The following is a 23,778-nucleotide window of genomic DNA, read 5'->3' as shown; positions in this document are numbered from 1 at the left end:
AAAGGAATGTGGTCTTATTTATATATATTTATCTTGGGGAGATAAATAACAATAATCAGGGAGAAATTTTATTCTCCACGGCGTAAGCGATCTGCTTCCTGGAAAGGACATTTATTTTCAACAACAATTTGTCCATTTGCTTCCGCCTTACTTTTTACATTCTCATCTGTTTCTCCTTCGGCAAACCAAACAATTTTTGCTTGATCAGTATAAGCATTAGCTGCTTGGTTACGATCGACAACAAATAAAAGGTCAATTTCGCCTTCTACAGTGTTTGCTGTTGCTACGTTATAACCTAATTTTTGCAATTTAGCTAACGCATCCGATTTTTCGATATCTCCAGCGACAGCAATAGTCTTAGGACGAATATCGCCATTCTCTCTAGCTAATGGAGAAGACAGTGCCCAGCTAATCGCTTTATCAGCAGTAGCTTTAATAGTTGGTTCACTATTAGTAGCTTTAGCAATTGCTGAATCTAAATCTGCGATAATATCATCCGCTGATTCGATACCGACGGAAAGGCGAATTAATTCTTCTGTTACACCTGAAAGCTTTAGTTCCTCTTCATTTAACTGTTGGTGTGTTGTCGAAGCTGGATGAATAATAAGCGATTTTGCATCTCCTACATTGGCAACATGTGACCATAAATTTACATTATCAATCACTTGTCTACCTGCTTCTTTTCCACCCTTAATACCAAAGACGATCATAGAACCAAAAAGGTTACAGAAAAAATATTTTTTTGCTAATTTATTTGATGGGTGATTCTCAAGACCAGGATATGACACCCATTCTACTTGTGGATGATTTTCTAAATAATTCGCAACTGTCTTGGTATTGTCACTGTGCTGTTTAATACGTAAATGCAATGTTTCCAGACCTTGTAAGAAATAAAATGCATTTTGTGGACTTAGTGATGGACCAATATCACGTAACAATTGCACACGTAATTTGATCGCAAATGCAGGTGGCCCAATATCAATACCAAAACGGATACCATTATAAGATTCATCTGGTTCAGTGAATCCTGGGAAACGATCACTATTCCAGTTAAAGCGACCACTATCTACTACAACTCCACCAATAGACGTACCATGCCCGCCAATCCATTTCGTTGCAGAATGAACGACGATGTCTGCTCCCCAACTAATTGGTTTACAAACGTATGGAGTAGCGAACGTATTATCAATAATTAAAGGGACACCATTTTCATGGGCAATATCTGCAACAGCTTCAATATCAAAGACATTTAAACTAGGATTTGTAATTACTTCTCCAAAGATGGCTTTGGTTTTAGAAGTAATCGCTGTTCGAAAGTTTTCCGGATCCGTACCATCAACAAACTTCACATCAATTCCATATTTCGGCAAAGTTTTGTTGAATAAATTAAAGGTTCCGCCATATAGATTACTATCCGCAATTATTTCATCCCCGGCATTTGCTAAATTTAAGATAGCTAAAGTGATAGCAGATGCACCTGAGGCTGTGCCTACCGCTGCAACCCCATCTTCAAGAAGCGCAATACGTTGTTCAAAGGCATCAACGGTTGGGTTCATGATTCGCGAATAAATGTTACCCATTTCTGCTAATGCAAAAAGGTTTTGCGCATGTTCGGTATCATTAAACACATATGAAGTAGTTTGATAGATTGGAACAGCACGGGAATTTGTAGCAGGATCAACTTGTTGCCCGCCATGTAATAGATTTGTTTCGCTTTGTGGAAATTGAAAATTTGTCATTATGTACCCTCCTAAAATAAATTAAAAAACCTCTTCATTACTAAAAGTAAGAAGAGGCTGTGTATACAAAGTTCGTCCTCCTCTTATCTTTCAGGTCTAACCTGTAGGATTTAGCACCTTTTCAATTTGATGCTTCAAACTGACGGTTGCCGGGCTTCATAGGGCCTATTCCCTCTGCCACTCTAAATAAGAGTCTTGCTAGATTCAATTGACTACATTATAAGGTATATTTTGGATGGAGTCAATTGAAAATTCAGATAATTCCAAAATGAGCAAATAGTTCAGAATTGCATAATATATAGTTGAAGAATAAATGGAAAGGAGTGACATCATGGCACAACAAAAGGGGAATATCCCAGAATGGGGAGAAGACTTTATTAAAAAGCTGGATGCTTTTTTGTATGAGAAGCCGACTCGTAATGTCATGGAGAGAATGGATAGTTTTTTTGAACAGGCAAAAATATCGAAACAAATACCTGTGGATGTTGTGGAAACGGCTGACGAATGGATCGTAAAGGTAGACCTGCCCGGAGTGAAAAAAGAACAGATTGAATTACAGTTGCTAGGAAATCAAATAACGGTTTCTGTTAATTATAATGAAGAGACAGAAAAATTTGATGAAGCTTATCATTATTATCACAAAGAGAGAAGACGGCAGCGCAATCAACGAACCATTACACTTCCATACGCTGTGGATAAAAAATCGGCAAAAGCAAGTTTTCATAATGGTGTATTAGAAATTAAAGGACCAAAAAAACAAACAGACAAAGGCAACATCACGATCGACTAGTTACCATAATTACCTCCTAAATTGCGACATAACTCTGGTGGTAATTATGACAATTTAGAACTGCGTAACAACCGCTCCGGCTTGTCCGTTTCCCTTTCCGCGGGTTTTTCTCCTCAGCTAACTTTTTAAGCACAGTTCGCTTAAAAAGTGGATCTTCTGATAAAAACTTCCCGCAGGAGTGGAAACGGACGCCTGCGCTTTTTCATGCTTTACAAATAAAGTAAGTATAAAAACGTTGGCTTTATTCCATTTTGCTTATGAATTTGTCTTTAGATTAATTATCGTTATTAACAAAATAAGCTCACATCTGTAATAATCCAAATTGCTAGCACCTGCAATCATTGTAAAATCTCATTCAGCGTAGGCGTCCACTTCGACTCCGCATTTGTCAGCGCGATCTGAAGATCCACTTTGTAAAGTGCTCTTCTTTACAAAGTTAGCTGAAGACGCGCCCCCTGGAAAGCGAAGGGGGCAAGCCGTAGCGGATATTACACACATATATCGTGTCAAAATTTCTATCAGGTTGTGTCACGTAATCCTGCTTATCCACACTAAGTTGCTTTGACAATCTATATAAAGATGCAAAGTTTATTACTATAAGTATATGAGGCCAGTTTCTAGAAACGTAAACTCTGATTAAGCGAAGTGGATCACGTCTTCGCTGAATTGGATGTTCTGCTATTTTCTAGTAAATATGCTATATTAGGTGTAGATAAGACATTTGAAGGGGGGGCTTTGATTGGAATTAACACAACTAATTATAAGTTTTATTTTAATTTTTAACATATTACTTTCACTGACGATTATTTTTTTAGAGCGCAAAAATGCCACATCAACATGGGCATGGATCATGGTATTAACGTTTATTCCGATAGTTGGATTTATTTTATATCTTATATTTGGAAGAAAGCTTAGTAACAAAGCCATCTTTACCTGGGATACAAAAAGTAAACTAGGGGTAAAAACAGCAGTACAGCATCAACTTCGTGAAATAGAAAATGGAGATTTCTTTATAAATGACCCACGAATGTACTATTATAAAGATTTATTTTATTTGCACTTGCGAAATAATGACGCGATTTATTCACAAGATAATAGTGTCAATGTTTTTACAGATGGGAATCGTAAATTTAATTCATTACTGGAAGATATTGAACAAGCAAAAGATCATATTCATATGCTCTATTATATTGTGAGATCAGACAATCTAGGGAATCGATTAGCAGACGCCCTCATAAAAAAGGCAAAAGAAGGCGTAGAGGTACGTTTTCTTTATGACGACTTAGGATCACGTACCATGAGTCGAAAGTTAATCCGAAAAATGCGACATGCCGGTATAGATGTTGAAGGTTTCTTTCCGCCACTAATACCGAAAGTGAATTTTAAAATCAATCATCGTAATCACCGGAAGTTAGCGATAATGGATGGAAAAATTGGCTATATTGGTGGCTTTAACATTGGTGATGAGTACTTAGGCGAAGATAAACGCTTTGGTTATTGGCGTGACACACATTTAAGAATTATCGGTAGTGCAGTGAAAAATTTGCAAACACGGTTTATTCTCGATTGGAACCAAGCTTCACGTCATGACATTGAATACGATGAGCGTTATTATGACGCAGTCCCTTCCGGACATACAGGCATGCAAATAGTTTCTAGTGGACCTGATTCCGAATGGGAACAGATTAAACATGGATATATTAAAATGATCATGTCTGCTAAAGAGTATATTTACATACAAACACCTTATTTCATTCCAGATGAAAGCCTATTGGACGCACTAAAAATCGCCTGTCTTTCTGGAGTGGATGTGCGAATTATGATTCCGAATAAACCTGATCATCCTTTTGTATATTGGGCAACTTATTCTTATATTGGCGAAATGCTAAAAGCAGGTGCAACGGTTTATATTTATCAAAAGGGATTTTTACATGCAAAAACGATTGTAGTCGATAACAAAGTTGCATCGGTCGGAACGGCGAATATTGATGTAAGAAGTTTTCGTTTGAATTTTGAAGTCAATGCCTTTTTATATAATGAAACATTAGCTGAAATGCTTGTGGATGAATTTGAAAAAGATATGGAAGATGTGACACAACTCACTTATTCCTTATACCAGCAAAGATCTTTATGGATTCGCTTCAAAGAGTCGATTTCAAGATTGATTTCACCAATCTTATAAAGTGAGACTGTCATCAGTGAAAGTATTCCAACCGAGATAATTTAAGCTCGTTTTCTTCTAGAAAGGATAGATAAAATGCGTGGTATGAAAGTAGAGAATTTAGTCAAGACATATGGGGAAAAATCTCTGTTTGATAACATTTCCTTTTCGATTACCAATACCGACAGAATCGGTTTAATTGGTGTAAATGGCACAGGAAAATCAACCCTTTTAAAAGTGTTGGCAGGTATCGATAATGCTGAACAAGGAAAGATCGATCATCCGAATGATTATCATATTGAATATTTAGATCAAGATCCTCAATTGACTGAGGGAGATACTGTACTGAATCAAATATATTATGGTGATGCTGCAATAATGGTGACACTACGGCAATATGAAGCTGCTGTATTAGAACTAGAGAAAGAACCGGATAATCATAAACAACAAAATCTATTACTACAAATGCAAGAAAAAATGGATCAACATGAAGCTTGGGACGCGATGACCCTAGCGAAAACAATTTTAACCAAGCTAGGTGTCCCATCCTTTGATAAAAAAATCGATAGTTTATCTGGTGGTCAGCGCAAGCGTGTTGCGATAGCAAAAGCATTAATTCAACCAGCAGATTTACTGATTTTGGATGAGCCAACGAACCATCTGGACAATGATTCCATTGAATGGTTAGAAGAGTACTTACCAAATTATGACGGGGCGATATTATTAGTAACCCATGATCGCTATTTCTTAAATCGGATTACCAACCGTATTTTTGAACTGGATAAGGGTAATTTATATACATATAGTGGTAACTATCAAACCTTTTTAGAACAAAAATCGTTACGAGAAGAACAAGAGGTCCAGGCCGAACAGAAACATAAAAATATTCTAAAAAAAGAAATTGCATGGTTACGAGCTGGAGTGAAGGCCAGGACAACGAAACAAAAGGCCCGAATTGACAGAGTTGAAGGCATGAAGGAAAAAACATTTGATACGAATAAACAAGACGTCAGTTTCTCCGTTGGTTCGACTCGTCTAGGAAAAAAAGTAATGGAGATTCAAGATTTAAAAAAGTCTTATGATGGTAACATTTTATTCGAAGATTTCTCCTTTTTAATAAAACCTGGAGACCGACTTGGTATCGTTGGGGCAAACGGTAGTGGGAAAACCACTTTGTTAAATATTATGGCTGGAAAAATTGAAGCCGATCAAGGTACGATTGATATTGGGGAAACAGTCAAAATTGGTTACTATACACAGGACCATCCACCACTTGATGACTCCGTAAAGGTCATCGATTTAGTCCGTGATGTCGCGGAAGTAGTTCATACGATTGATGGTAATGTGATAACAGCGGAGCAAATGCTGGAACGTTTTTTATTCCCGCGGTCTCAGCAGTGGACTTATGTTCGTAAACTGTCAGGTGGCGAAAGACGAAGACTCTACCTTTTGACTGTATTAATGAAGGAACCAAATGTATTGTTCCTAGACGAGCCGACCAACGATCTGGATACAGAGACACTTACCGTTTTGGAAGATTATTTAGAGCAGTTTCCAGGAGTGGTGATTACTGTGTCACATGATCGTTACTTTTTAGACAAAACGGTCGATCAAATCATTGCTTTTACAGGCTCGACAAACTTAACGAAATTTTATGGGAACTATTCAGAATTTCGCCAGCAGCAAAAAGAACAAGAAGTAATATCCAAACAAATTAAGCAGTCAAGCCAACCACCAAAAAGAAAAAAGAAGAAATTATCGTATCATGAACAAAAAGAGTGGGATACGATCGAAGAGGATATTACGAAGTTAGAAGAAGAATTAGAGCAAATAGCATTAGAAATTGCCGAAGCAGGTAGTGATATTGGCAAAATCCAACCACTCTATACAAAACAAAATGAAGTCGAACAGCAATTAGAAGAAAAAATGGAGCGATGGGAAGAGTTATCACTTATGGTAGAAGAATTAAAGGAGGAATTTTGATGGCAGATCAAAAACTACTAGACAAATATGCAGAACTAGCATTAAAAACAGGTGTTAACTTACAGAAAGATCAGGCTTTAGTGATTAACTCGTCTATTGAAGGTGCAGATTTTACTAGGATTGTCGCCAAAAAGGCATATGAACTAGGTGCGAAAAATGTCCATATTAATTGGACAGATGATGAACTAACCTTATTAAAATTTCAATATGCATCAGAAGATGTGCTTACGGACATTCCCGAATGGCAAGTAGCGAAGCATTTAGATTTTGCCGAAGATGGCGCAGCACTTTTAGCGATCCGTTCGACAAATCCAGATTTATTAAAGGATATTGATCCAGGAAAAGTTGCCAAAGCGAACAAAGCGAGTGGTGAAGCAATGAAAGAATTCCGGCAGTACACGATGAATGATCGAATTCCATGGTCAATCATCTCCATTCCAACCGGTGACTGGGCACAAAAAATATTCCCGGATAAAACAAAGGAAGACGCAATCGAGAGTTTATGGGATCAGATTTTTAAGATCGTACGAGTAGATCAAGAAGATCCAGTATCGGCTTGGGATCAACACAACAATACCTTGAAAAAAGCTCGCAATTTTTTAAACGAAAAATCGTATAAAGCACTTGTTTTCAAATCAGAGGGTACAGATATTCGCTTTGAATTACCTGAAGGACATATTTGGAAAGGCGGAGCGGCTCTAACACCAAACGGAAATGCATTTAATCCAAATATGCCAACCGAAGAAGTGTTTACCTTACCACATAAATACAAAGTAGACGGAAAAGTTACTGCAACAAAGCCGCTTGTTTATGGAGGTAATATGATTGATGGCTTTACATTAACGTTTAAAGACGGAAAAGTTGTTGATTTTGAAGCAGAACAAGGCTATGAGACATTAAAGCATTTATTAGAAACCGATGAAGGTGCTACAAGGCTAGGTGAACTTGCGCTTGTACCACATGCATCCCCAATTTCACAATCTGGCTTGATTTTTTACAATACCCTTTTTGATGAAAATGCTTCATGCCACATTGCATTAGGGAAAGCATATCCTACCAACCTTGAAGGTGGATCTGATATGGATGAGGAAGCGTTGGATAAGCATGGGGTCAATGATAGCTTAACGCACGTCGATTTCATGATTGGTTCAGAAGATCTAGATATTGACGGCGAAACCAGCGACGGATCAACTGAACCTGTTTTCAGAAAAGGCGCATGGGCGATTAACTTCAGCGAATAAAAAATTCCGCTTCTCTTTTATAAGAGGAAGCGGATTTTTTATAGGATCAGACCGTTCAAAAGCTAGAAAGCTACACGATGAAATTGAATATTGTCCAAAAGGAGTGCTCCACATTCCTGGGTTTGACCGATAGATCTATATATCGCCCAAAAGGGGTGCTTCACGTCACTGGGTTTGACCGATAAATCCGTATATCGCCCAAAAGGAGTGCTCCACGTCCCGGGTTTTGTCCAATAAATCTATATATCTCCCAAAAGGGGTATTCCACCTTCCAGGTTTTGTCCGATAAATCTATATATCGCTCAAAAGGTGGTGACCATACTCACCAGTTTTAACCGATATATTTACCTTTCTTACAAAAGAGGTGTTTCATTCTTTCTTTACATCAAAACTACTTGTTATTGTTGTTCTGTCAAACACTCTAAAAATAATTCTCCGTATTGTTCGAATTTTTTCTCGCCAACTCCGTGTATCTGTAGCATTTCATATTGGGTCTGTGGTTTGGCAACAGACATTTCGCGTAAAGACTTATCCGAAAAGATAACATAAGGGGGAACCGCTTGTTCATCTGCAAGGGATTTTCTAAGCGATCGTAATTGTTCAAACACTTCTTCATCATATTCGACCACTTCTTTTTTCTCCACTTTTGCACTTTGAACAAATACTTGTTCTTCTCCTTTTAGTACATCCACTGCTCGACTACTCAGCTTTAATACTGGAAAGCGACCGCCTTCTGCTACTAAAAAGTTTTCAGCAACAAGGAATTGGATAAAGGAGACTAATTCTTTTTCAGTAAAATGCTTTAATAATCCATATGTAGTAAGCTTGTCGAAACGAAATTGCTTTACTTTCTTATCATTAGAGCCTTTTAAAACTTTAGCAACTAAACTTGCTCCAAATCGCTCTCCCATTCTTTTTACGCAGGACAATACCATTTGGGCTTCTTTTGATCGATCTACCTTTTCCAAATCATTACTACAATTAGAGCAGCGACCACACTCTTGATGATCGGATATCGTATCATTAAAATACTCTAAAATATATTGTTGTAAACATTGATCGGTATGACAATAATTAATCATCGATTGTAATTTTCCGTATTCCCCAGACTTCTTAATCTCATCCATTTCGGATTGATCAATTAGATATTTTTGCAAGGTGATATCCTGACCAGAAAAAAGCACAATACATTGACTAGGTTCACCATCACGTCCGGCACGACCTGCTTCCTGATAATAGCTTTCTAAGTTTTTCGGAAGTGCATAATGAATAACATAACGGACATTGGACTTATCAATCCCCATACCAAATGCATTAGTCGCAATCATTACCTGAACATTGTCATAAATAAAATCATTTTGCGCCTTTTTACGGGCATCCTCTGTCATGCCAGCATGATATTTTTGAACAGATATTCCTTTTTCTTTTAGTATATAATGCAATTGATCTACTTGTTTTCTAGTGATCGCATAAATAATTCCTGCCTCATCCTTGTGGTTGTTAACAAAATCGACGACATAACGATTACGATCATGGCCTTTTACCATTTCAAAAGTTAAATTATCCCTTGCAAAGCCAGTATTAACAACCTTATCTTCATTAACATGCAGTAACTGTTGTAAATCTCTTATGACTTCTTTCGTTGCGGTAGCTGTTAATCCGATGAGAGTAGGTTGATTTCGTAATCGGAAAACCGTTTGGATGACGGTTCGATAACTTGGACGAAAATCGTGTCCCCATTGAGAAATACAATGTGCTTCATCAAAGGCTATCAAGGAAATATCGAGTGCATCGATTGTTTGAAAAAAAGTATTTGAATCAAAACGTTCTGGCGCCACATAAACAAACTTGTATTTGCCATTTTTAATTTCTGCTAAACGTTGATATTGTTCACTTGATGTTAATGAACTATTGATATAAGTTGCGGCAACTCCTAATGCTTTTAGTGAATCCACTTGGTCCTTCATTAACGAAATAAGTGGGGAGATGACGACTGTAATTCCATGTGACGCGAGTCCGGGAATTTGATAACAAATTGATTTTCCACCCCCTGTGGGCATGATCGCAAGAGTATTTTGTTGTTGTAGTATATGATCGACTATTTTTTTTTGTCCAGGACGGAACGCTTCATAACCGAAATATTCTTTTAATATAGGTAATGTATCTGAAACCAATTAAATCATCCTTTTTCATTTTACATGCTTTTTATCACCATATAATCGTCCTAAATGAAAAGATTCGAATGTCACTAAAAGGAGATTAATGGACGCTAACTTTACCCATCACAGGGAACCTAAAACTATCACTGTTGGAACTCATACACTATCATAACATTTTTATTAGAGATGAATAACTGAAATAAATATATTTACATCGTTCCAGTTAACCTATAAAATAATTCTATCTCGATAGAAGGAAAGTAAAACAGATAAGCTTTTTGAGTAGAGGGGGAAAACAATGGATTCATTATTATTAATCTTGATGCTTATTGCTGTACTCGGTGTCGGGTCTCAATGGGTAGCATGGAAATTCCAATTACCAGCTATTGTTGTGATGTCCATTGCCGGACTTTTGGCAGGGCCAATATTCGGTCTTATGAATCCTGAAGAAGCATTCGGAGATTTGTATCGTCCGTTCATTTCGATAGCTGTTGCGATAATTTTGTTTGAAGGAAGCTTGAATTTAAATTTTAAAGAAGTAAGAGGCTTGGGAAAACCAGTATTTCGGATTGTAACATGGGGAGCTTTTCTAGCTTGGATTTTAGGCTCATTAACTGCGCACTATATCGCTGGGTTATCTTTAGCGGTTTCCTTTGTGATTGGTGGTATCTTTATTGTAACAGGTCCTACTGTAATTTTACCACTATTAAGGCAATCAAAGTTAAAACCCACGCCCGCTAAGATTTTAAAGTGGGAAGGGATTATTGTTGATCCCTTTGGAGCCTTATTAGCGTTATTTGCGTTCGAGATTATTTTATTTTTATCAGCAGATGGAAGAGACGCTACCGCATTGTTGTATTTCTTTTTAGCATCATTATTCGCGGTTGTGCTCGGAATTGTTTTTGGAAAAGTGACCGGTTGGATGTTCGAGTCCGGGCATTTACCAGAATTCTTAAAATCCCCTGCAGTGTTTGTGGCAGTTACGACCTGTTTTATTATTGCAGATGAGGTAAAACATGAAACAGGGTTACTAGCTGTGACAGCAATGGGGATGACGCTGGCTAATTTAGGAATCTCATCCATCAAAGATATGCGTCATTTTAAAGAAAACATTTCCATATTGCTTGTATCGACTGTTTTCATCTTATTAACAGCTTCCTTAACGAGGGATACGCTAATCGATGTATTTAGACCGGAGATTATCGGGTACGTATTATTGATGCTCTTTATTGTAAGACCATTGTCTATTTTCCTCTCAACTGTAAAATCAGGACTTTCTTTACGGGAAAAAACATTAGTGGGCTGGATCGCACCAAGAGGTATTGTGGCTTTAACTGTTGCTAGTTATTTCGCAACGATTTTAGCAGATGAAGGGTTTGAAGGTGCTTCTCTTGTCACTCCTTTAACTTTCGCGCTCGTATTCTCGACGGTTGTGGTGCATGGATTTTCGATTGGATGGTTTGCTAAGAAATTAGATTTATCATCAGAAGGATCACCAGGTGTTTTAATAGTTGGGTCCAATCGTTTTACAAATTCGATTGCGAAGGTGATGAAAGAGTTGGATATTCCGGCAGTTGTGGTCGATTCTTCCTGGGATCGTTTAAATCGTGCACGTAAAGAGGGCATTCAACATAACCATTGTGAGATTTTATCAGAACAAACCGAATATACCATGGATTTTACGCCATATGACTATTTATTGGCAGCAACCGAATATGATTCATATAATGCATTAGTCTGTTCGACATTCCTGCCTGAGTTTGGTCGGAAGCATGTATTCCGCTTGCCAAAGCAAGGGGACAGTGGGGACCATATTGTAGATATCGATCATACAATTGGTGGAAAAGAAGTTTTCGTACCGGCAGAAGGTTTAGAAGAATTAAAATATAAACTTAAAAGTGGCTATGTATTGAGAAAGACAACATTAACTGACAAATATTCTTTTGCAGATTATAAAAATGACCGTGATGATGAGACGATCTTATTGTTTATCCTTAAGCAATCGAAGCAAATTGAATTTTTTGCTGAGGATATGGAAGCTACTTCATCAGCTGGAGATACAATCGTAAGTATGACTCCGCCAAGTAAAGAATTTAATAAAATCCAAGAAAAATTAGAGGAAAAACGAAACGGAAAAAGCTAGCAACAAAAGAGTTGCTAGCTTTTTCTGTGTTGCAATTGTCGACGTAGAGATGCTATCTGTTGTGCGATACGTTCTAATTCTTCTTCATTATGTTCAGTTCTTCCACCTACATAGACTAATTTTTCTAAATCTGCAGAAAGCCTTGCATAATCTGCTTTTAGATCTTCAATTTCTGCTTCTATTTCTTGTGGCGTCATCTATGTCACTCCAATTATTTTACGTTTAATTTTCAAAAAGTTCGCAGATGTCTAGCTCCGAGCACCCATAAGGCTACTTCACGAATCGCCTTACGATATAGAAGACTTGCCGATTGCTGGCTTAATTGCACTTAATCTGTTAAATTTGGTTTTGTCCTGCAGGCCTTTGCCACAGTTGATGCCAAAGTCTCTACATTTCTAAGCTGACGCTCTGCGCTTTTCTTAAGCTTAAATCAATCCATGCATAATAGCAAGTTACTAAAAAAGGTGGCAGGATAACACAAAAGAATGGATAGCAAATATGAATAGAACCGTTTTCAGAGTAAAATAGATTATTTTTAAGCATGTGCCATTATATATCCATGATTTGCTAACATTTTTTTAATTCGCGAAAATATGTCGTTTAATTGTTCTGAATCAGGGTATAGTAAATTTGTGAAGTTTGAAACATTTTTGTAACATAAGGTATATGAGAAAGTCGGTAATTGTGAATAAGGGGGGATGGATGAATGAAGTTTTTAAATATAATCGATAAAATCGTACTCAAAATAGAAGAATTCATCTTAAGTGGTTCGATTATAGTAATTGCAATTATGATTTGTGCGAATGTAATAAGCCGTCAATTTTTTGGGCCGAGTGTGGCTTTTCACTCAGAAGTAGCTAAATTTGCAGTAGTCATTTCTACATTTATGGGTATAAGTTATGCTGCAAGAAAAGGACGTCATATAAGTATGTCGGCGATTTACGATACGGTACCATGGCGTGTTCGTAAGGCGATGGCAATAATTATCCCATTGGTTACCGCGTTTATTTTATTCTCGTTAGCATACGTATCCTATGATTATGTTATGGGGGAATATCAAAGAGGGACAACAACCGCATATTTGAACATCCCTACTTATCTAATGTATATGTTTATCCCGCTAGGTTTCGTGATGGGTGGAATCCAATATGTTAGAAACCTTATTGTGAACATCTTCAATAAGGAAGTATATATTGGTACCGATGCACTAGACTATAACGATATAAAACCAGAGGATAGAAATGCTGAAGATCAAATGCAAGTATAAAATGGAAAAGTGAGGGCGCCAATATGCTTACAATTTTATTAGCAATCATGGTTATTTTACTTCTATTAAATTTCCCAATGATGATTCCACTAATTGTTGCACCATTTATTGTAGTGTTGCTAGGTTATACGAAAATTCCGATCGAGCCCTCTGTTATGGTAGGTCAATTAGTTACTGGTATTGAATCTTATCAATTGTTGTGTGTGCCACTGTTTATTTTTGCGGCAGACATTATGACAGCAGGTAAGACTTCTCAACGATTATTAGACTTTATCGGTTCTTTTATTGGCCATATCCGTGGGGGCTATGCTGTTACAACTGCAGCAGCCTGTTCCTTATTTGGTGCGATTTCAGGTTCTACACAGGCAACAGTTGTTGCGATAGGTAAACCTATGCGAGAAAGACTTTTAAAAGTAGGATATAAAGATTCAAGTGCGATGGCTTTAATTATTAACGCTAGTGATGTGGCTCTGTTAATCCCGCCTAGTATCGGATTAATTATGTATGGTCTTGTATCAGGAGAATCCATAGGTGAGTTATTTATTGCTGGTATTATACCGGGAATCATTGTATTTTTAGCTTTTACAATCTATAGTGTCGTTTATGCAAAAGTAAAAAACATACCATTATCTGATAAAGCAACATGGAAAGAAAGATTAAACACGTTTAGAAGAGCTCTATTACCGTTAGGGTTTCCGATACTTGTTATCGGTGGTATTTATTTAGGATGGTTCTCAGCAACAGAAGCAGCGGGTATTTCTGTGCTATATGCTTTAATTTTGGAAGTTGTGATCTTTAGATCGGTTCATCTTAAACAAATACCTAGCATTGCCTTATCAACAGGATTAGTAACATCAGCGGTATTTGTATTAGTAGCAGGTGGGCAAGTATTTACTTATTTAGTGAATCTAGAACGAATACCACAAATGTTATCTGATGCAGTATTGGGATCAGACCCAAGTACAACATACGTACTAATCATTGTTACATTATTTTTCTTTATCGGGTGTATGTTTGTCGATCCGATTGTTGTTATTTTAGTACTTACACCAATTTTTGCTCCAATAGCATCGCAAGTTGATATCGACCCAATTCATTTAGGAATTGTTATTACCTTCCAAGCTGCACTAGGATCTGCGACACCACCATTTGGGGTGGATATCTTTACAGCCAGTGCAGTGTTTAACAAGCCATATATGGAAGTTATTAAAGGGACACCACCTTATATAGCTATTATGGTCTTTATCTCGATTTTACTAATTGTGTTTCCACAGATTTCTCTTGCTTTACTTTAAGAGAATCTATAATATAAAAAATTTATTAGGGGGTTTTTATTATTTTTAACAAAAAGTTTTCACTACTAGCAATATTATTGTTAGCACTAGGTCTTGTATTAGCAGCATGTGGTGGCGATTCTTCAGAAGAAGAAGAAACTACTGATGAAGGTTCAGAAGGTGGCGAAGAAGCTTCTGGCGATTTTGAAGAGCAAGAATGGTTATTTATTACTGAAGAAACTGGTGAGCAAGTTCAAATGGCTTACGCAGACGAATTTGCGAAAATAATTGATGAGAAATCTGGTGGGAATATTACTGTCACAACCTATGAATATGGTGGTTTAGGTACTGAAAAAGACCAAATTGTACAACTACAAGAAGGTACTGTCCAGTTGGCCGTTACATCTCCAGGGTTTATCGGTAATACAATTAAGGAAAGCCAAATCTTTGGTTTACACTTTTTGTTTCCTGATAGTGTAGAAAAAACTCATGAAATTTTAACTGAAAGTGAAGCAATTAATGAAGATTTAGTAAAACAGTATGAAGCAATTGGAGTTAAACCACTTTCGTTCTGGACGGAAGGTGCTATGCAATGGACAAGTAACAAACCATTAGAATCACCAGCAGATTTTGAGAACTTTAAAATGAGAACACAAGGTTCTGATCTGCAAAACGAATCATACCAAGCATATGGTGCTAACCCTGATGGTTATAGCTGGGGTGAATTATATACAGCATTAGAAAATGGTACAATGGAAGGTCAAGAAAATCCAATCTTCTTTATTGCGGATGCTTCTTTCCATGAAGTACAAGATTATATGACACTTTCTAACCATAACAACTATGTGGCATCAACTACCGTAAATCAAGAATGGTATGAGGGTTTAACAGAAGATGAAAGAGCACTTGTAGACGAAACTGTAGATGAACTTCAGAGTTGGGTGTTTGAAGAACAAAAACGTCAAAACGATGAATATCTATCTGTTATTGAAGAGACAACTGAAATTATTGAGTTAACAGAAGAACAGCGAGCTGAATTTGAAAAGCTTGCAACACCAATCCGTGACTACTACCGTGAGAACATCTCAACTGTTGACGGTGCAATCTTAGATAAGTTGGAACAAGAAATCGAAGAAATGACAGCAGAATAATAATTTCCTTTAAAACCCGTTTCTAATTAGAAACGGGTTTTTATATTAAGATATAAAAAAGTATATCTTTCTCGAAGTTGTTGAATGCGCTTCCTTTGACTTATGAGCCATTTAACCATATAATTGAAATTAGAATGGGATAATTATCTTTAAAAAAGGAGTGGATTTAGTGAGGACAGATATAAAAATATGTACACTTGATGATTTATTGTCGTTACAGCAAATTGGAACAGAAACGTATAATGAAACATACAGTCATTTAAATACACCAGAAGATATTAATGAATATTTGGAAAACGCCTTCAATAATGAACAACTTCAAAAAGAATTGTCCAATCCATCATCAACCTTCTTATTTCTATATGTAGACAAGATCATTGCAGGATATCTCAAAGTAAACGAAGGGGATGCTCAAACCTTCAACGTTGATGAAAATGCTTTAGAAATTGAACGAATTTTTGTAAAAAACAATTTTCACAGTAAGGGTTTAGGAAAGTTCCTTTTACAGAAGGCGATTGATATCGCAAATGAAAGAGATAAAAATACGATCTGGTTAGGCGTCTGGCGAAAAAATAAAAACGCTATCGATTTTCATAAAAAGATGGGATTTGAATCAAGAGGATCCTACTCCACTTATATAGGTGACGAAGAGCAGATAATGTATATTATGGCAAAAGCTCTAAAATAAAATGGAAAGAAGGCTTTCGCTATAATTATGCGAAAGCCAATGTAAGGGGAATTTAAAATAAATCTGGATCATCTTCAGGTTGTTTTCGTTGCCACTCATGATAAAAATGAGAAATAATTGTTTTGATAACCGCATATGCTGGAATAATAAATAACAAACCAATAAATCCGGCAATCCCACCAGCGGCTAAGATTAAAGTGATAACTGTTAATGGGTGAAGAGATAATGCACGTCCCATTACATTTGGTGAAATAAAGTTACTTTCAATCTGCTGTGCCACCACCATAACAACGGTCGCCCATACTGCCAGCATTGGATCTTGGAAAAAACCTACTATAATAGCGGGAATGGCAGATAAGAATGGTCCCACAAATGGAATGAAATTCATCACTAAACCAAACAAAGCTAATGTTAAAGAATAATTTAATTCAATGATTAAATAGCCAATATAAAGCATTGCGCCGACACATACACTGACAATAAATTGACCTTGAATAAATGAAGAGAGTGTATGATTAATATTTGCTGTCAATGTTTTGAAACTTTCTGCTTTAGCAGGACTTAAAAACTTTGTAACGAACGGTACGAATTTATAACCATCTTTCAACATAAAGAATAAGAAAAAAGGAATTAAGAAGATGGCAAATATGAAACTGAAAATTTGCCCGATTACCCCGATGATACCTGATGTTATCCTTTCCGCATAACCACTTAAGTTATCGATCATATTTTGGATCGCATTTTCAAATTGTGGAGGAATTATATTTTGATTTTCTTGCCACATCTCAAAGAGCTGAATGGTATTATCAACCATTTTCGGCACACTATCCACAAAGTTAGAAAATTGTTTTTGAACAATTGGTGCAATAAATTGAATTACAATCGCAACAAAGAAGACTACTAATAAAAAGACAATAAACGTACCAGCAATTCTTGGCACTTTCTTTTTTTCTAACCAATTAACAATAGGATTAGTGATATAGAAAATAATGCCTGCTCCAATTATTGGTACAGCAATAGCGGTTAAATAAGCACCGACCGGTTCGAAGATGAATCTTGTTAAGTAAATTAAATAGACTAGCACGAAAATTAAAATCAAGGTAATTAAGATACGTATACTTCTTTTTTGGAACACCCACTACACAACCTTTTCTGCTTAATATAATATTATTCTAGCATATAAAAACTACAATATGGAAATAGATGTATACAATTTATCAATAACAGTTCGCATAAATTTTGTGCCATTTTAGACATAATAAGTTAAGATTAGAAACGATAGAAAGACTATGCTACTATATATCATATATAATGATGTTTTTTAAGGGGGAAATCAAATGTCCTGGCAAGATACACTAAAGAAATGGACTTCTTTCACAGCACTTGATGAAAAATTATTAAAACAATTAAATGAGTTAACCAAAAATGAAAAAGATTTAGAAGATTCCTTCTATAAGAACCTTACTTTTGGTACCGGCGGCATGCGTGGCATGTTAGGACCTGGTACAAATCGAATGAACATTTATACGGTTCGCAAAGCGGTAGAGGGTTTAGCTAATTACATAACCGACAATGTCGATGACGCTCATAAAAGAGGAATAGTGATAGCTTATGATTCGCGGTATATGTCACAAGAATTTGCTGTAGAGGTAGCTAGAGTTTTAGGTGCGCACAATATAAAAGCGTTCGTATTTGAATCACTAAGGCCTACACCTTTATTATCCTTTGCTGTACGTCATCTTAAAACGGCAGCAGGGATTATGATCACAGCAAGTCATAATCCGCCAGAATATAACGGATTTAAAGTGTATAACGAAGATGGTGGCCAAGTACCATTAAAAGAAGCCACAGCTATTATTGAAGAAGTAAATAAAGTAGAAGACGAGTTACTTGTCCCTGTAAAAAGTCAAAGCGAGATAGAAGAAGCTGGTCTTTTGGAATGGGTGGGAGAAGCGGTTGACCGAGCCTATTTACAAGAATTAAAAACAATTCAGAAACAAAAAATTGATAATCAAGTAAAGATTGTTTTCACACCTTTACATGGTACTGCTTATGATTTAGTGATGAAAGGATTAGCACAAAGTGGCTTTGATAGTGTGGATGTGGTAGAAGAACAAGCTAAACCAGATCCTGAATTTTCTACCGTTTCCTCTCCAAACCCTGAAGAGCATCAAGCATTTGAAATGGCAATTGCGCAAGGGAAAAAGAAAGACGCGGATATTTTAATAGGCACAGATCCAGATGCCGATCGTCTTGGTGTTGCTGTTAAAGATGGTAAGGGATCATATCAAGTCCTTACTGGTAATCAACTAGGATCTCTTTTATTAGACTACACATTATCCCAACAAGATCCAAATGCATTAAGGAATGGCCAAGTCATCAAAACAATTGTAACAACCGAAATGGGCCGAGCAATCGCGTCTTATTATGGTGTAAATACTATTGATACATTAACTGGTTTTAAATTTATTGGTGAAAAAATCAAACAATTCGAATCCAATGACAACCATTTCCTTTTTGGATATGAAGAAAGCTATGGTTATTTAATAGGTGATTTTGTCCGTGACAAAGATGCCGTTCAAGCAGCTGTGGCAGCCTGTGAAGTCGCAAGTTATTGGAAGGGGAAAGGTAAGACGCTGCTCGAAGCTCTAGACACACTGTATGCGAGACATGGTTATTATCTGGAAGGTATGCAATCCTTAACATTAAAAGGTAAAGATGGTGCAGAACAAATTCAGTCGATTATGAGTGATATTAGAAAACAACCTTTTGAAAGATTAGGTGGTTTAGATGTAATTGCTGTTGAAGATTATCAAATAAGTGAAAGATCACTACCATTGGAAAATAAACAGGAAGAGATTATCCTACCGAAAGAAAATGTCATGAAATTTTTGTTAGAAGATGATGCATGGGTTTGTTTCCGCCCATCTGGAACAGAGCCAAAGATTAAAAGTTACTTTGGAGTAAAAACGAATAGTGCAGAAAAAAGTAAATCTCTATTAGAAAAAGTTCAATCGGAAGTAGAAGATCGAATCGATACAATAATTAATGCATAAAGCTTTGTTAAGAAGAAGAACCTATGACTATCTGACGGATGGTAATGGGTTCTTTTTTTATGTTAGAAGTAAATATTGACTTCTTGACCTAAAAGAGCTATAGTAAAAACATACATAAAGGGGAGTAGCTGCACAATAAATGTCGTCATTTCGAGAAATATCTCCGGCATTATTGGCAACTCTACGTTGTTAGCGAGACCTTTACCGTCCATGGTAAAGGTCTCGTTTTTTGTGTGATCTTTACCAATGGGTGGAGATTATTTTTATTCACAAGGAGATGGAGTCGAATGGAATTACTCATAGAATATGGGTGGGTATTAATCGTATTAATTGGTTTGGAAGGTATTCTGGCTGCAGATAATGCATTAGTTTTAGCCATTATGGTGAAACACTTACCAGATGAACAGCGAAAAAAAGCACTATTTTATGGTCTGGCAGGTGCCTTTGTATTACGCTTTGGCTCATTGTTTATTATTTCTTTCTTAGTAGATGTATGGCAAGTGCAAGCGATTGGGGCAGCATATTTATTATTCATTTCAATTAAACACTTGTATGATACATTTAAAAAGAAAAATAAAGAAGACCTGATCGAAGAAGGAAAAGAAAAGCAAGGAAGCAGTTTTTGGATGACGGTATTTAAAGTAGAAATGGCAGATTTAGCTTTTGCTGTTGATTCTATATTAGCTGCGGTTGCGTTGGCAGTAGCACTTCCTGCGACAGGTTTAGGAACGATTGGTAGTCTGGACACCGGACAATTTTTAGTAGTGCTTGCAGGGGGTATGATTGGTTTAATTATCATGCGTTTTGCTGCAAATGTCTTTGTGAAATTACTCCATGATCGACCAGGACTTGAAGTAGCGGCGTTTGTAATTGTCGGTTGGGTTGGTATCAAACTAGTTGTAAGTGTGTTAGCACATGAAGATGTACATTTATTATCTCATGACTTTGCTCATTCCTTACCATGGAAGTTAACCTTCTATCTAGTGCTTGTTTGTATAGCAGTAGCAGGTTGGTTTTTATCCAGCAAAAAAAATCAAGAAGCGGCTTAAACAAACTATTTTGTCCTACTGATTGGCACCTATATAATTGTTGCTAGGAAGGGTGATAAAATGACTTTGCATCAATTTTCATTACAAGCATCATGGCCTGGAGGCCGAAATGAAGCAGGATATATCGAAGCTGGTAATTTAAAGACAAAAATATCAATACCACCTGAAATGGATGGACCCGGTATTGGCACCAATCCAGACGAAATGTTATTAGGTGCAGCTGCTACCTGTTATTTAATTACCGTGGCAGCAATGATTGAAAGAGCAAATTTACCATTAAAACAGCTAGAATTAAATTCTGTTGGAAACGTAGATGTAACCAATGGTGTATTTACTTATAAACGAATTACCCACAGACCGAAAGTGGTGTTACAAAGTAGTGCAACCAATAAACAGTTTTCGCGATTGCAGGAAATTGTAGATCAAGCAGAATCTTCCTGCATGATCTCTCGAGCGATCAAAGGAAATGTTGAACTCGTTTTAGAAGAAAACATATCCGTAGATAGATAATACAATACCTTGCTGTGACTTTTGTGCATTGCCAAGATGATTCCCTATTTAGAATAGGGGTCATCTTTTTTTTATGCTAAGTCCGCCTGAACAAAAGCAATTTATAAGAAACCCATCAACGTGAGAAATAGTATAATAAAACGTATGAGATATTTAATATAAAAAGGAGATGGAATTATGTCCAGTATCGAACATTTTCAAGTGATCAACCGTCCAGTTCAGCATGTTTATGAGGTATTGACAACGAAAAAGGGACTGTCCGAAATATGGACAAATGATTTACATTTTATTAATGAAATAGGTGCGATCAATGTCTTTCGTTTCGGCGAAGGAGATGAGAGTAAAATTCGTGTAGAAGAACTAGTTGTTGATAAAGAGATTGTTTGGAAATGTATTGAATCAGATGAATCAGAATGGATAAACACAATAATTTCCTTTGATTTAAAAGAAAACAACCAAAAAACGGAGATTATTTTCCGACATACAAATTGGCAGGATATTACCACATGCTATCGTAGTTGTAATTACAATTGGGCAATCTTCTTATACAGTCTGAAACAATATTGTGAAGAAGGAAAAGGTATGCCGTATCAAAAAAGAACGATAAGTGATATTACATAGTTTCCAGTCATTATTTAACTGCATCCTTTTAAAGGAGATGATTTCTATATTGAAATAGATATCATCTCTTTGCAATTTCTCTCGAATTATAGTTGTGAATAATTTAAAAATTATCAAAATATAAACTTATGCATAGGACATCCTGTTTTAAACATAAATTTGAATAGTAATAACCATTTTTATCTGCAAATTATATGTTTGACATAACTATAGATTGGTAGTAATATAATCAGAGTATTTCAATCGGATTAATCAAAAAAAGGAGGAAAAGTGAATGGATACATTATTTATTATTATTAATATTGTTATAATGCTATTATTTATAGGTATTCTAATTGGGATGCAAAGAAAGTTTGTATCATTCAGTAAAAGAGTATTCGCAGGTCTTGGCCTGGGGATTCTACTAGGTGCTTTTTTACAGATAGCTTATTCAGTAGACTCTGAAATAGTCAGCACTACAACAGATTGGTATAACATCGTAGGTAGAGGGTATGTCCGACTATTAATGATGATTGTTATTCCACTTGTAATGGTTTCTATTATTCAATCAATTATCAACTTAGAGAAATCGTCTGAATTAGGAAAAATGTCTGCATGGATCATTGGTATTTTAGTATCTACTGCGATGGTTGCGGCAGTAGTGGGTGTAGCAAGCTCATCCATCTTTAATCTAAGTGCAGATCAAATCGAAATGGGTCAGGCAGAAGAAGATCGCGGGTTAGCTCTTGAAGAAAGATTAGGTTCTCTTGAAGGGATGACAACACCGCAAAAGATTCTTGAATTTATTCCATCCAATATCTTTTTAGATATGACTGGTGAACGCGCAACTTCTGTTATCGCTGTTGTAATTTTCTCGATATTGGTTGGTATAGCTGTTTTAGGAGTTAGAAGAAAACAACCGGAACAAGCCGAGAAATTCGTAGATATTGTCAATACTATTTACACGATAGTGATGAGAATTGTTACGATTATCTTACGACTTGCTCCATACGGTATTTTAGGTTTAATGGCAAATACAGTTGCACAAACAAATGTAGCGGGTATCATTGAACTCGGAAAATTTGTCGGTGCTTCCTATGTAGCATTAATCGCAATGTTTATTATCCACTTAATTATTTTAGGGATCTTTGGATTAAATCCAATGACATATGTACGTAAAGTATTACCAGTGTTGAGTTTTGCATTTACGTCCAGATCAAGTGCAGGTACGATTCCATTAACAATCCAAGTACAGAAAGAAAGTCTTGGAGTGCACAGTGGTACAGCAAATATGGCAGCATCATTTGGTGCAACAATTGGTCAAAATGGCTGTGCAGGTATTTATCCTGCAATGCTAGCTGTAATGATTGCACCTACGCAAGGTATTGATCCATTATCACCAGGCTTTTTAGTATCGTTGATATTAATTATTGGTATTAGTTCTTTCGGTGTAGCTGGTGTTGGTGGTGGTGCAACATTTGCCGCACTAATCGTATTGTCTTCGATGAACTTACCTGTAGCGTTAGCAGGTCTATTAATTACTGTTGAGCCATTAATCGATATGGGGCGTACGGCATTGAATGTAAATGATTCAATCCTTTCAGGAACATTAACATCGAAAATAATGAAAAAATTAAACATCAAAAAATATAACGATAAAGAAGCAGTCAACAAAGACATCGCACTATAAGAAAAAATCCCTCAAGCGGTTTAGCTTGAGGGATTTTTTGTATTAAAACAATACTGCGAAGTAAGAGACGTGACAATTTTGAAATGTAGGTATTTGTGTAACAACCGCTCCGGCATGCTCTTCAGCTAACTTTGAAAAGAAAAACACTTTCCATAGTGGATCTTCAGATCATGTTAATCCCCTAGAAGTCGAAGTGGACGCCTGCGCTAGATGAAGTTCTACAATGAGTGCGAGAATTGAAATAACGACTTCTAACTAATTATTTCATTTGAATTCA

At 36.4% G+C, this 23,778-nt stretch carries 18 protein-coding genes and 1 riboswitch; of the genes, 14 read left to right on the top strand and 4 right to left on the bottom strand.

Annotated elements, in window-relative coordinates; genetic code table 11:
* Positions 1-68: 68 nt before the first annotated feature.
* The gene (locus tag BUC25_RS03450) at positions 69-1,739 is read right to left on the bottom strand and encodes a PLP-dependent aspartate aminotransferase family protein (RefSeq protein WP_073199683.1); all 1,671 of its coding nucleotides are present in this window, start codon (positions 1,737-1,739) and stop codon (positions 69-71) included.
* An 80-nt stretch (positions 1,740-1,819) separates the two neighbouring features.
* Positions 1,820-1,932: riboswitch (SAM riboswitch) on the bottom strand.
* A 138-nt stretch (positions 1,933-2,070) separates the two neighbouring features.
* Here BUC25_RS03450 and BUC25_RS03445 point away from each other — a divergent pair.
* The 4 genes from BUC25_RS03445 (at position 2,071) to BUC25_RS03430 (ending at position 7,914) form a co-directional block, all read left to right on the top strand.
* A complete protein-coding gene (locus BUC25_RS03445) occupies positions 2,071-2,529 on the top strand; it encodes an Hsp20/alpha crystallin family protein (protein ID WP_073199682.1) in 459 nt (152 codons plus the stop codon).
* A 739-nt stretch (positions 2,530-3,268) separates the two neighbouring features.
* Positions 3,269-4,711, top strand: a complete 1,443-nt coding sequence (cls, locus tag BUC25_RS03440) for a cardiolipin synthase (RefSeq protein ID WP_073199681.1) — start codon at positions 3,269-3,271, stop codon at positions 4,709-4,711.
* 75 nt (positions 4,712-4,786) lie between these two features.
* Positions 4,787-6,673 (top strand): ABC-F family ATP-binding cassette domain-containing protein, encoded by a 1,887-nt coding sequence (locus BUC25_RS03435; RefSeq protein WP_073199679.1) that lies wholly within the window; start codon positions 4,787-4,789, stop codon positions 6,671-6,673.
* Positions 6,673-7,914 (top strand): aminopeptidase, encoded by a 1,242-nt coding sequence (locus BUC25_RS03430; RefSeq protein WP_073199678.1) that lies wholly within the window; start codon positions 6,673-6,675, stop codon positions 7,912-7,914. The genes BUC25_RS03435 and BUC25_RS03430 overlap by 1 nt, the downstream gene beginning before the upstream one ends.
* 398 nt (positions 7,915-8,312) lie before the next feature.
* Here the strand turns inward: BUC25_RS03430 and recQ are convergent, their stop codons facing one another.
* The gene (recQ, locus tag BUC25_RS03425) at positions 8,313-10,088 is read right to left on the bottom strand and encodes a DNA helicase RecQ (protein ID WP_073199676.1); all 1,776 of its coding nucleotides are present in this window, start codon (positions 10,086-10,088) and stop codon (positions 8,313-8,315) included.
* Positions 10,089-10,371: 283 nt separating this feature from the next.
* On the opposite strand from recQ, the gene BUC25_RS03420 reads away from it, so the two are divergent.
* Complete coding sequence (locus tag BUC25_RS03420; RefSeq protein WP_073199674.1) at positions 10,372-12,216, top strand: cation:proton antiporter; 1,845 nt, start codon at positions 10,372-10,374, stop codon at positions 12,214-12,216.
* Between the two features lie 14 nt (positions 12,217-12,230).
* Here BUC25_RS03420 and BUC25_RS03415 read toward each other — a convergent pair whose 3' ends face one another.
* On the bottom strand, positions 12,231-12,413 hold the full coding sequence (locus BUC25_RS03415) for an SE1832 family protein (protein ID WP_073199672.1): 183 nt from the start codon (positions 12,411-12,413) through the stop codon (positions 12,231-12,233).
* A gap of 509 nt (positions 12,414-12,922) precedes the next feature.
* Between BUC25_RS03415 and BUC25_RS03410 the strand changes: the two genes are divergently transcribed.
* The 4 genes from BUC25_RS03410 (at position 12,923) to BUC25_RS03395 (ending at position 16,596) form a co-directional block, all read left to right on the top strand.
* A complete protein-coding gene (locus BUC25_RS03410) occupies positions 12,923-13,483 on the top strand; it encodes a TRAP transporter small permease (RefSeq protein ID WP_073199671.1) in 561 nt (186 codons plus the stop codon).
* A 23-nt stretch (positions 13,484-13,506) separates the two neighbouring features.
* A complete protein-coding gene (locus BUC25_RS03405) occupies positions 13,507-14,778 on the top strand; it encodes a TRAP transporter large permease (RefSeq protein ID WP_073199669.1) in 1,272 nt (423 codons plus the stop codon).
* A gap of 77 nt (positions 14,779-14,855) precedes the next feature.
* Positions 14,856-15,908: a TRAP transporter substrate-binding protein DctP gene (gene dctP, locus BUC25_RS03400; protein WP_244535114.1), complete on the top strand. Its 1,053-nt coding sequence runs from the start codon at positions 14,856-14,858 to the stop codon at positions 15,906-15,908.
* 169 nt (positions 15,909-16,077) lie between these two features.
* Positions 16,078-16,596: a GNAT family N-acetyltransferase gene (locus BUC25_RS03395; protein ID WP_073199665.1), complete on the top strand. Its 519-nt coding sequence runs from the start codon at positions 16,078-16,080 to the stop codon at positions 16,594-16,596.
* A gap of 52 nt (positions 16,597-16,648) precedes the next feature.
* Here BUC25_RS03395 and BUC25_RS03390 read toward each other — a convergent pair whose 3' ends face one another.
* Entirely contained in the window at positions 16,649-17,731 is a 1,083-nt protein-coding gene (locus tag BUC25_RS03390; RefSeq protein WP_073199663.1) for an AI-2E family transporter, read from the bottom strand.
* A gap of 202 nt (positions 17,732-17,933) precedes the next feature.
* Between BUC25_RS03390 and BUC25_RS03385 the strand changes: the two genes are divergently transcribed.
* The 5 genes from BUC25_RS03385 (at position 17,934) to BUC25_RS03365 (ending at position 23,501) form a co-directional block, all read left to right on the top strand.
* Positions 17,934-19,652 carry a phospho-sugar mutase gene (locus BUC25_RS03385; protein WP_073199661.1) on the top strand — a complete coding sequence of 573 codons (1,719 nt, stop codon included), beginning with the start codon at positions 17,934-17,936 and terminating at the stop codon, positions 19,650-19,652.
* A 287-nt stretch (positions 19,653-19,939) separates the two neighbouring features.
* Complete coding sequence (locus tag BUC25_RS03380) at positions 19,940-20,701, top strand: TerC family protein (protein ID WP_073199659.1); 762 nt, start codon at positions 19,940-19,942, stop codon at positions 20,699-20,701.
* Between the two features lie 60 nt (positions 20,702-20,761).
* On the top strand, positions 20,762-21,211 hold the full coding sequence (locus BUC25_RS03375) for an OsmC family protein (protein WP_073199657.1): 450 nt from the start codon (positions 20,762-20,764) through the stop codon (positions 21,209-21,211).
* Positions 21,212-21,388: 177 nt separating this feature from the next.
* The gene (locus BUC25_RS03370) at positions 21,389-21,832 is read left to right on the top strand and encodes an SRPBCC family protein (RefSeq protein WP_073199654.1); all 444 of its coding nucleotides are present in this window, start codon (positions 21,389-21,391) and stop codon (positions 21,830-21,832) included.
* Between the two features lie 274 nt (positions 21,833-22,106).
* Positions 22,107-23,501, top strand: a complete 1,395-nt coding sequence (locus BUC25_RS03365; RefSeq protein WP_073199653.1) for an L-cystine transporter — start codon at positions 22,107-22,109, stop codon at positions 23,499-23,501.
* The last annotated feature ends 277 nt before the right edge of the window (positions 23,502-23,778 follow it).

This window comes from Gracilibacillus kekensis (assembly GCF_900143085.1).
GTDB classification, from domain to species: domain Bacteria; phylum Bacillota; class Bacilli; order Bacillales; family Amphibacillaceae; genus Gracilibacillus; species Gracilibacillus kekensis.
This window is presented reverse-complemented; position numbering and strand designations above follow the sequence as displayed.

Bases quoted from the DNA above. Each gene is read 5' to 3' on its own strand.
- BUC25_RS03450 (WP_073199683.1), bottom strand. From the start codon at position 1,739: ATGACAAATTTTCAATTTCCACAAAGCGAAACAAATCTATTACATGGC.
- BUC25_RS03445 (WP_073199682.1), top strand. From the start codon at position 2,071: ATGGCACAACAAAAGGGGAATATCCCAGAATGGGGAGAAGACTTTATT.
- BUC25_RS03435 (WP_073199679.1), top strand. From the start codon at position 4,787: ATGCGTGGTATGAAAGTAGAGAATTTAGTCAAGACATATGGGGAAAAA.
- BUC25_RS03430 (WP_073199678.1), top strand. From the start codon at position 6,673: ATGGCAGATCAAAAACTACTAGACAAATATGCAGAACTAGCATTAAAA.
- BUC25_RS03420 (WP_073199674.1), top strand. From the start codon at position 10,372: ATGGATTCATTATTATTAATCTTGATGCTTATTGCTGTACTCGGTGTC.
- BUC25_RS03415 (WP_073199672.1), bottom strand. From the start codon at position 12,413: ATGACGCCACAAGAAATAGAAGCAGAAATTGAAGATCTAAAAGCAGAT.
- BUC25_RS03410 (WP_073199671.1), top strand. From the start codon at position 12,923: ATGAAGTTTTTAAATATAATCGATAAAATCGTACTCAAAATAGAAGAA.
- BUC25_RS03405 (WP_073199669.1), top strand. From the start codon at position 13,507: ATGCTTACAATTTTATTAGCAATCATGGTTATTTTACTTCTATTAAAT.
- BUC25_RS03385 (WP_073199661.1), top strand. From the start codon at position 17,934: ATGTCCTGGCAAGATACACTAAAGAAATGGACTTCTTTCACAGCACTT.
- BUC25_RS03380 (WP_073199659.1), top strand. From the start codon at position 19,940: ATGGAATTACTCATAGAATATGGGTGGGTATTAATCGTATTAATTGGT.
- BUC25_RS03375 (WP_073199657.1), top strand. From the start codon at position 20,762: ATGACTTTGCATCAATTTTCATTACAAGCATCATGGCCTGGAGGCCGA.
- BUC25_RS03370 (WP_073199654.1), top strand. From the start codon at position 21,389: ATGTCCAGTATCGAACATTTTCAAGTGATCAACCGTCCAGTTCAGCAT.
- BUC25_RS03365 (WP_073199653.1), top strand. From the start codon at position 22,107: ATGGATACATTATTTATTATTATTAATATTGTTATAATGCTATTATTT.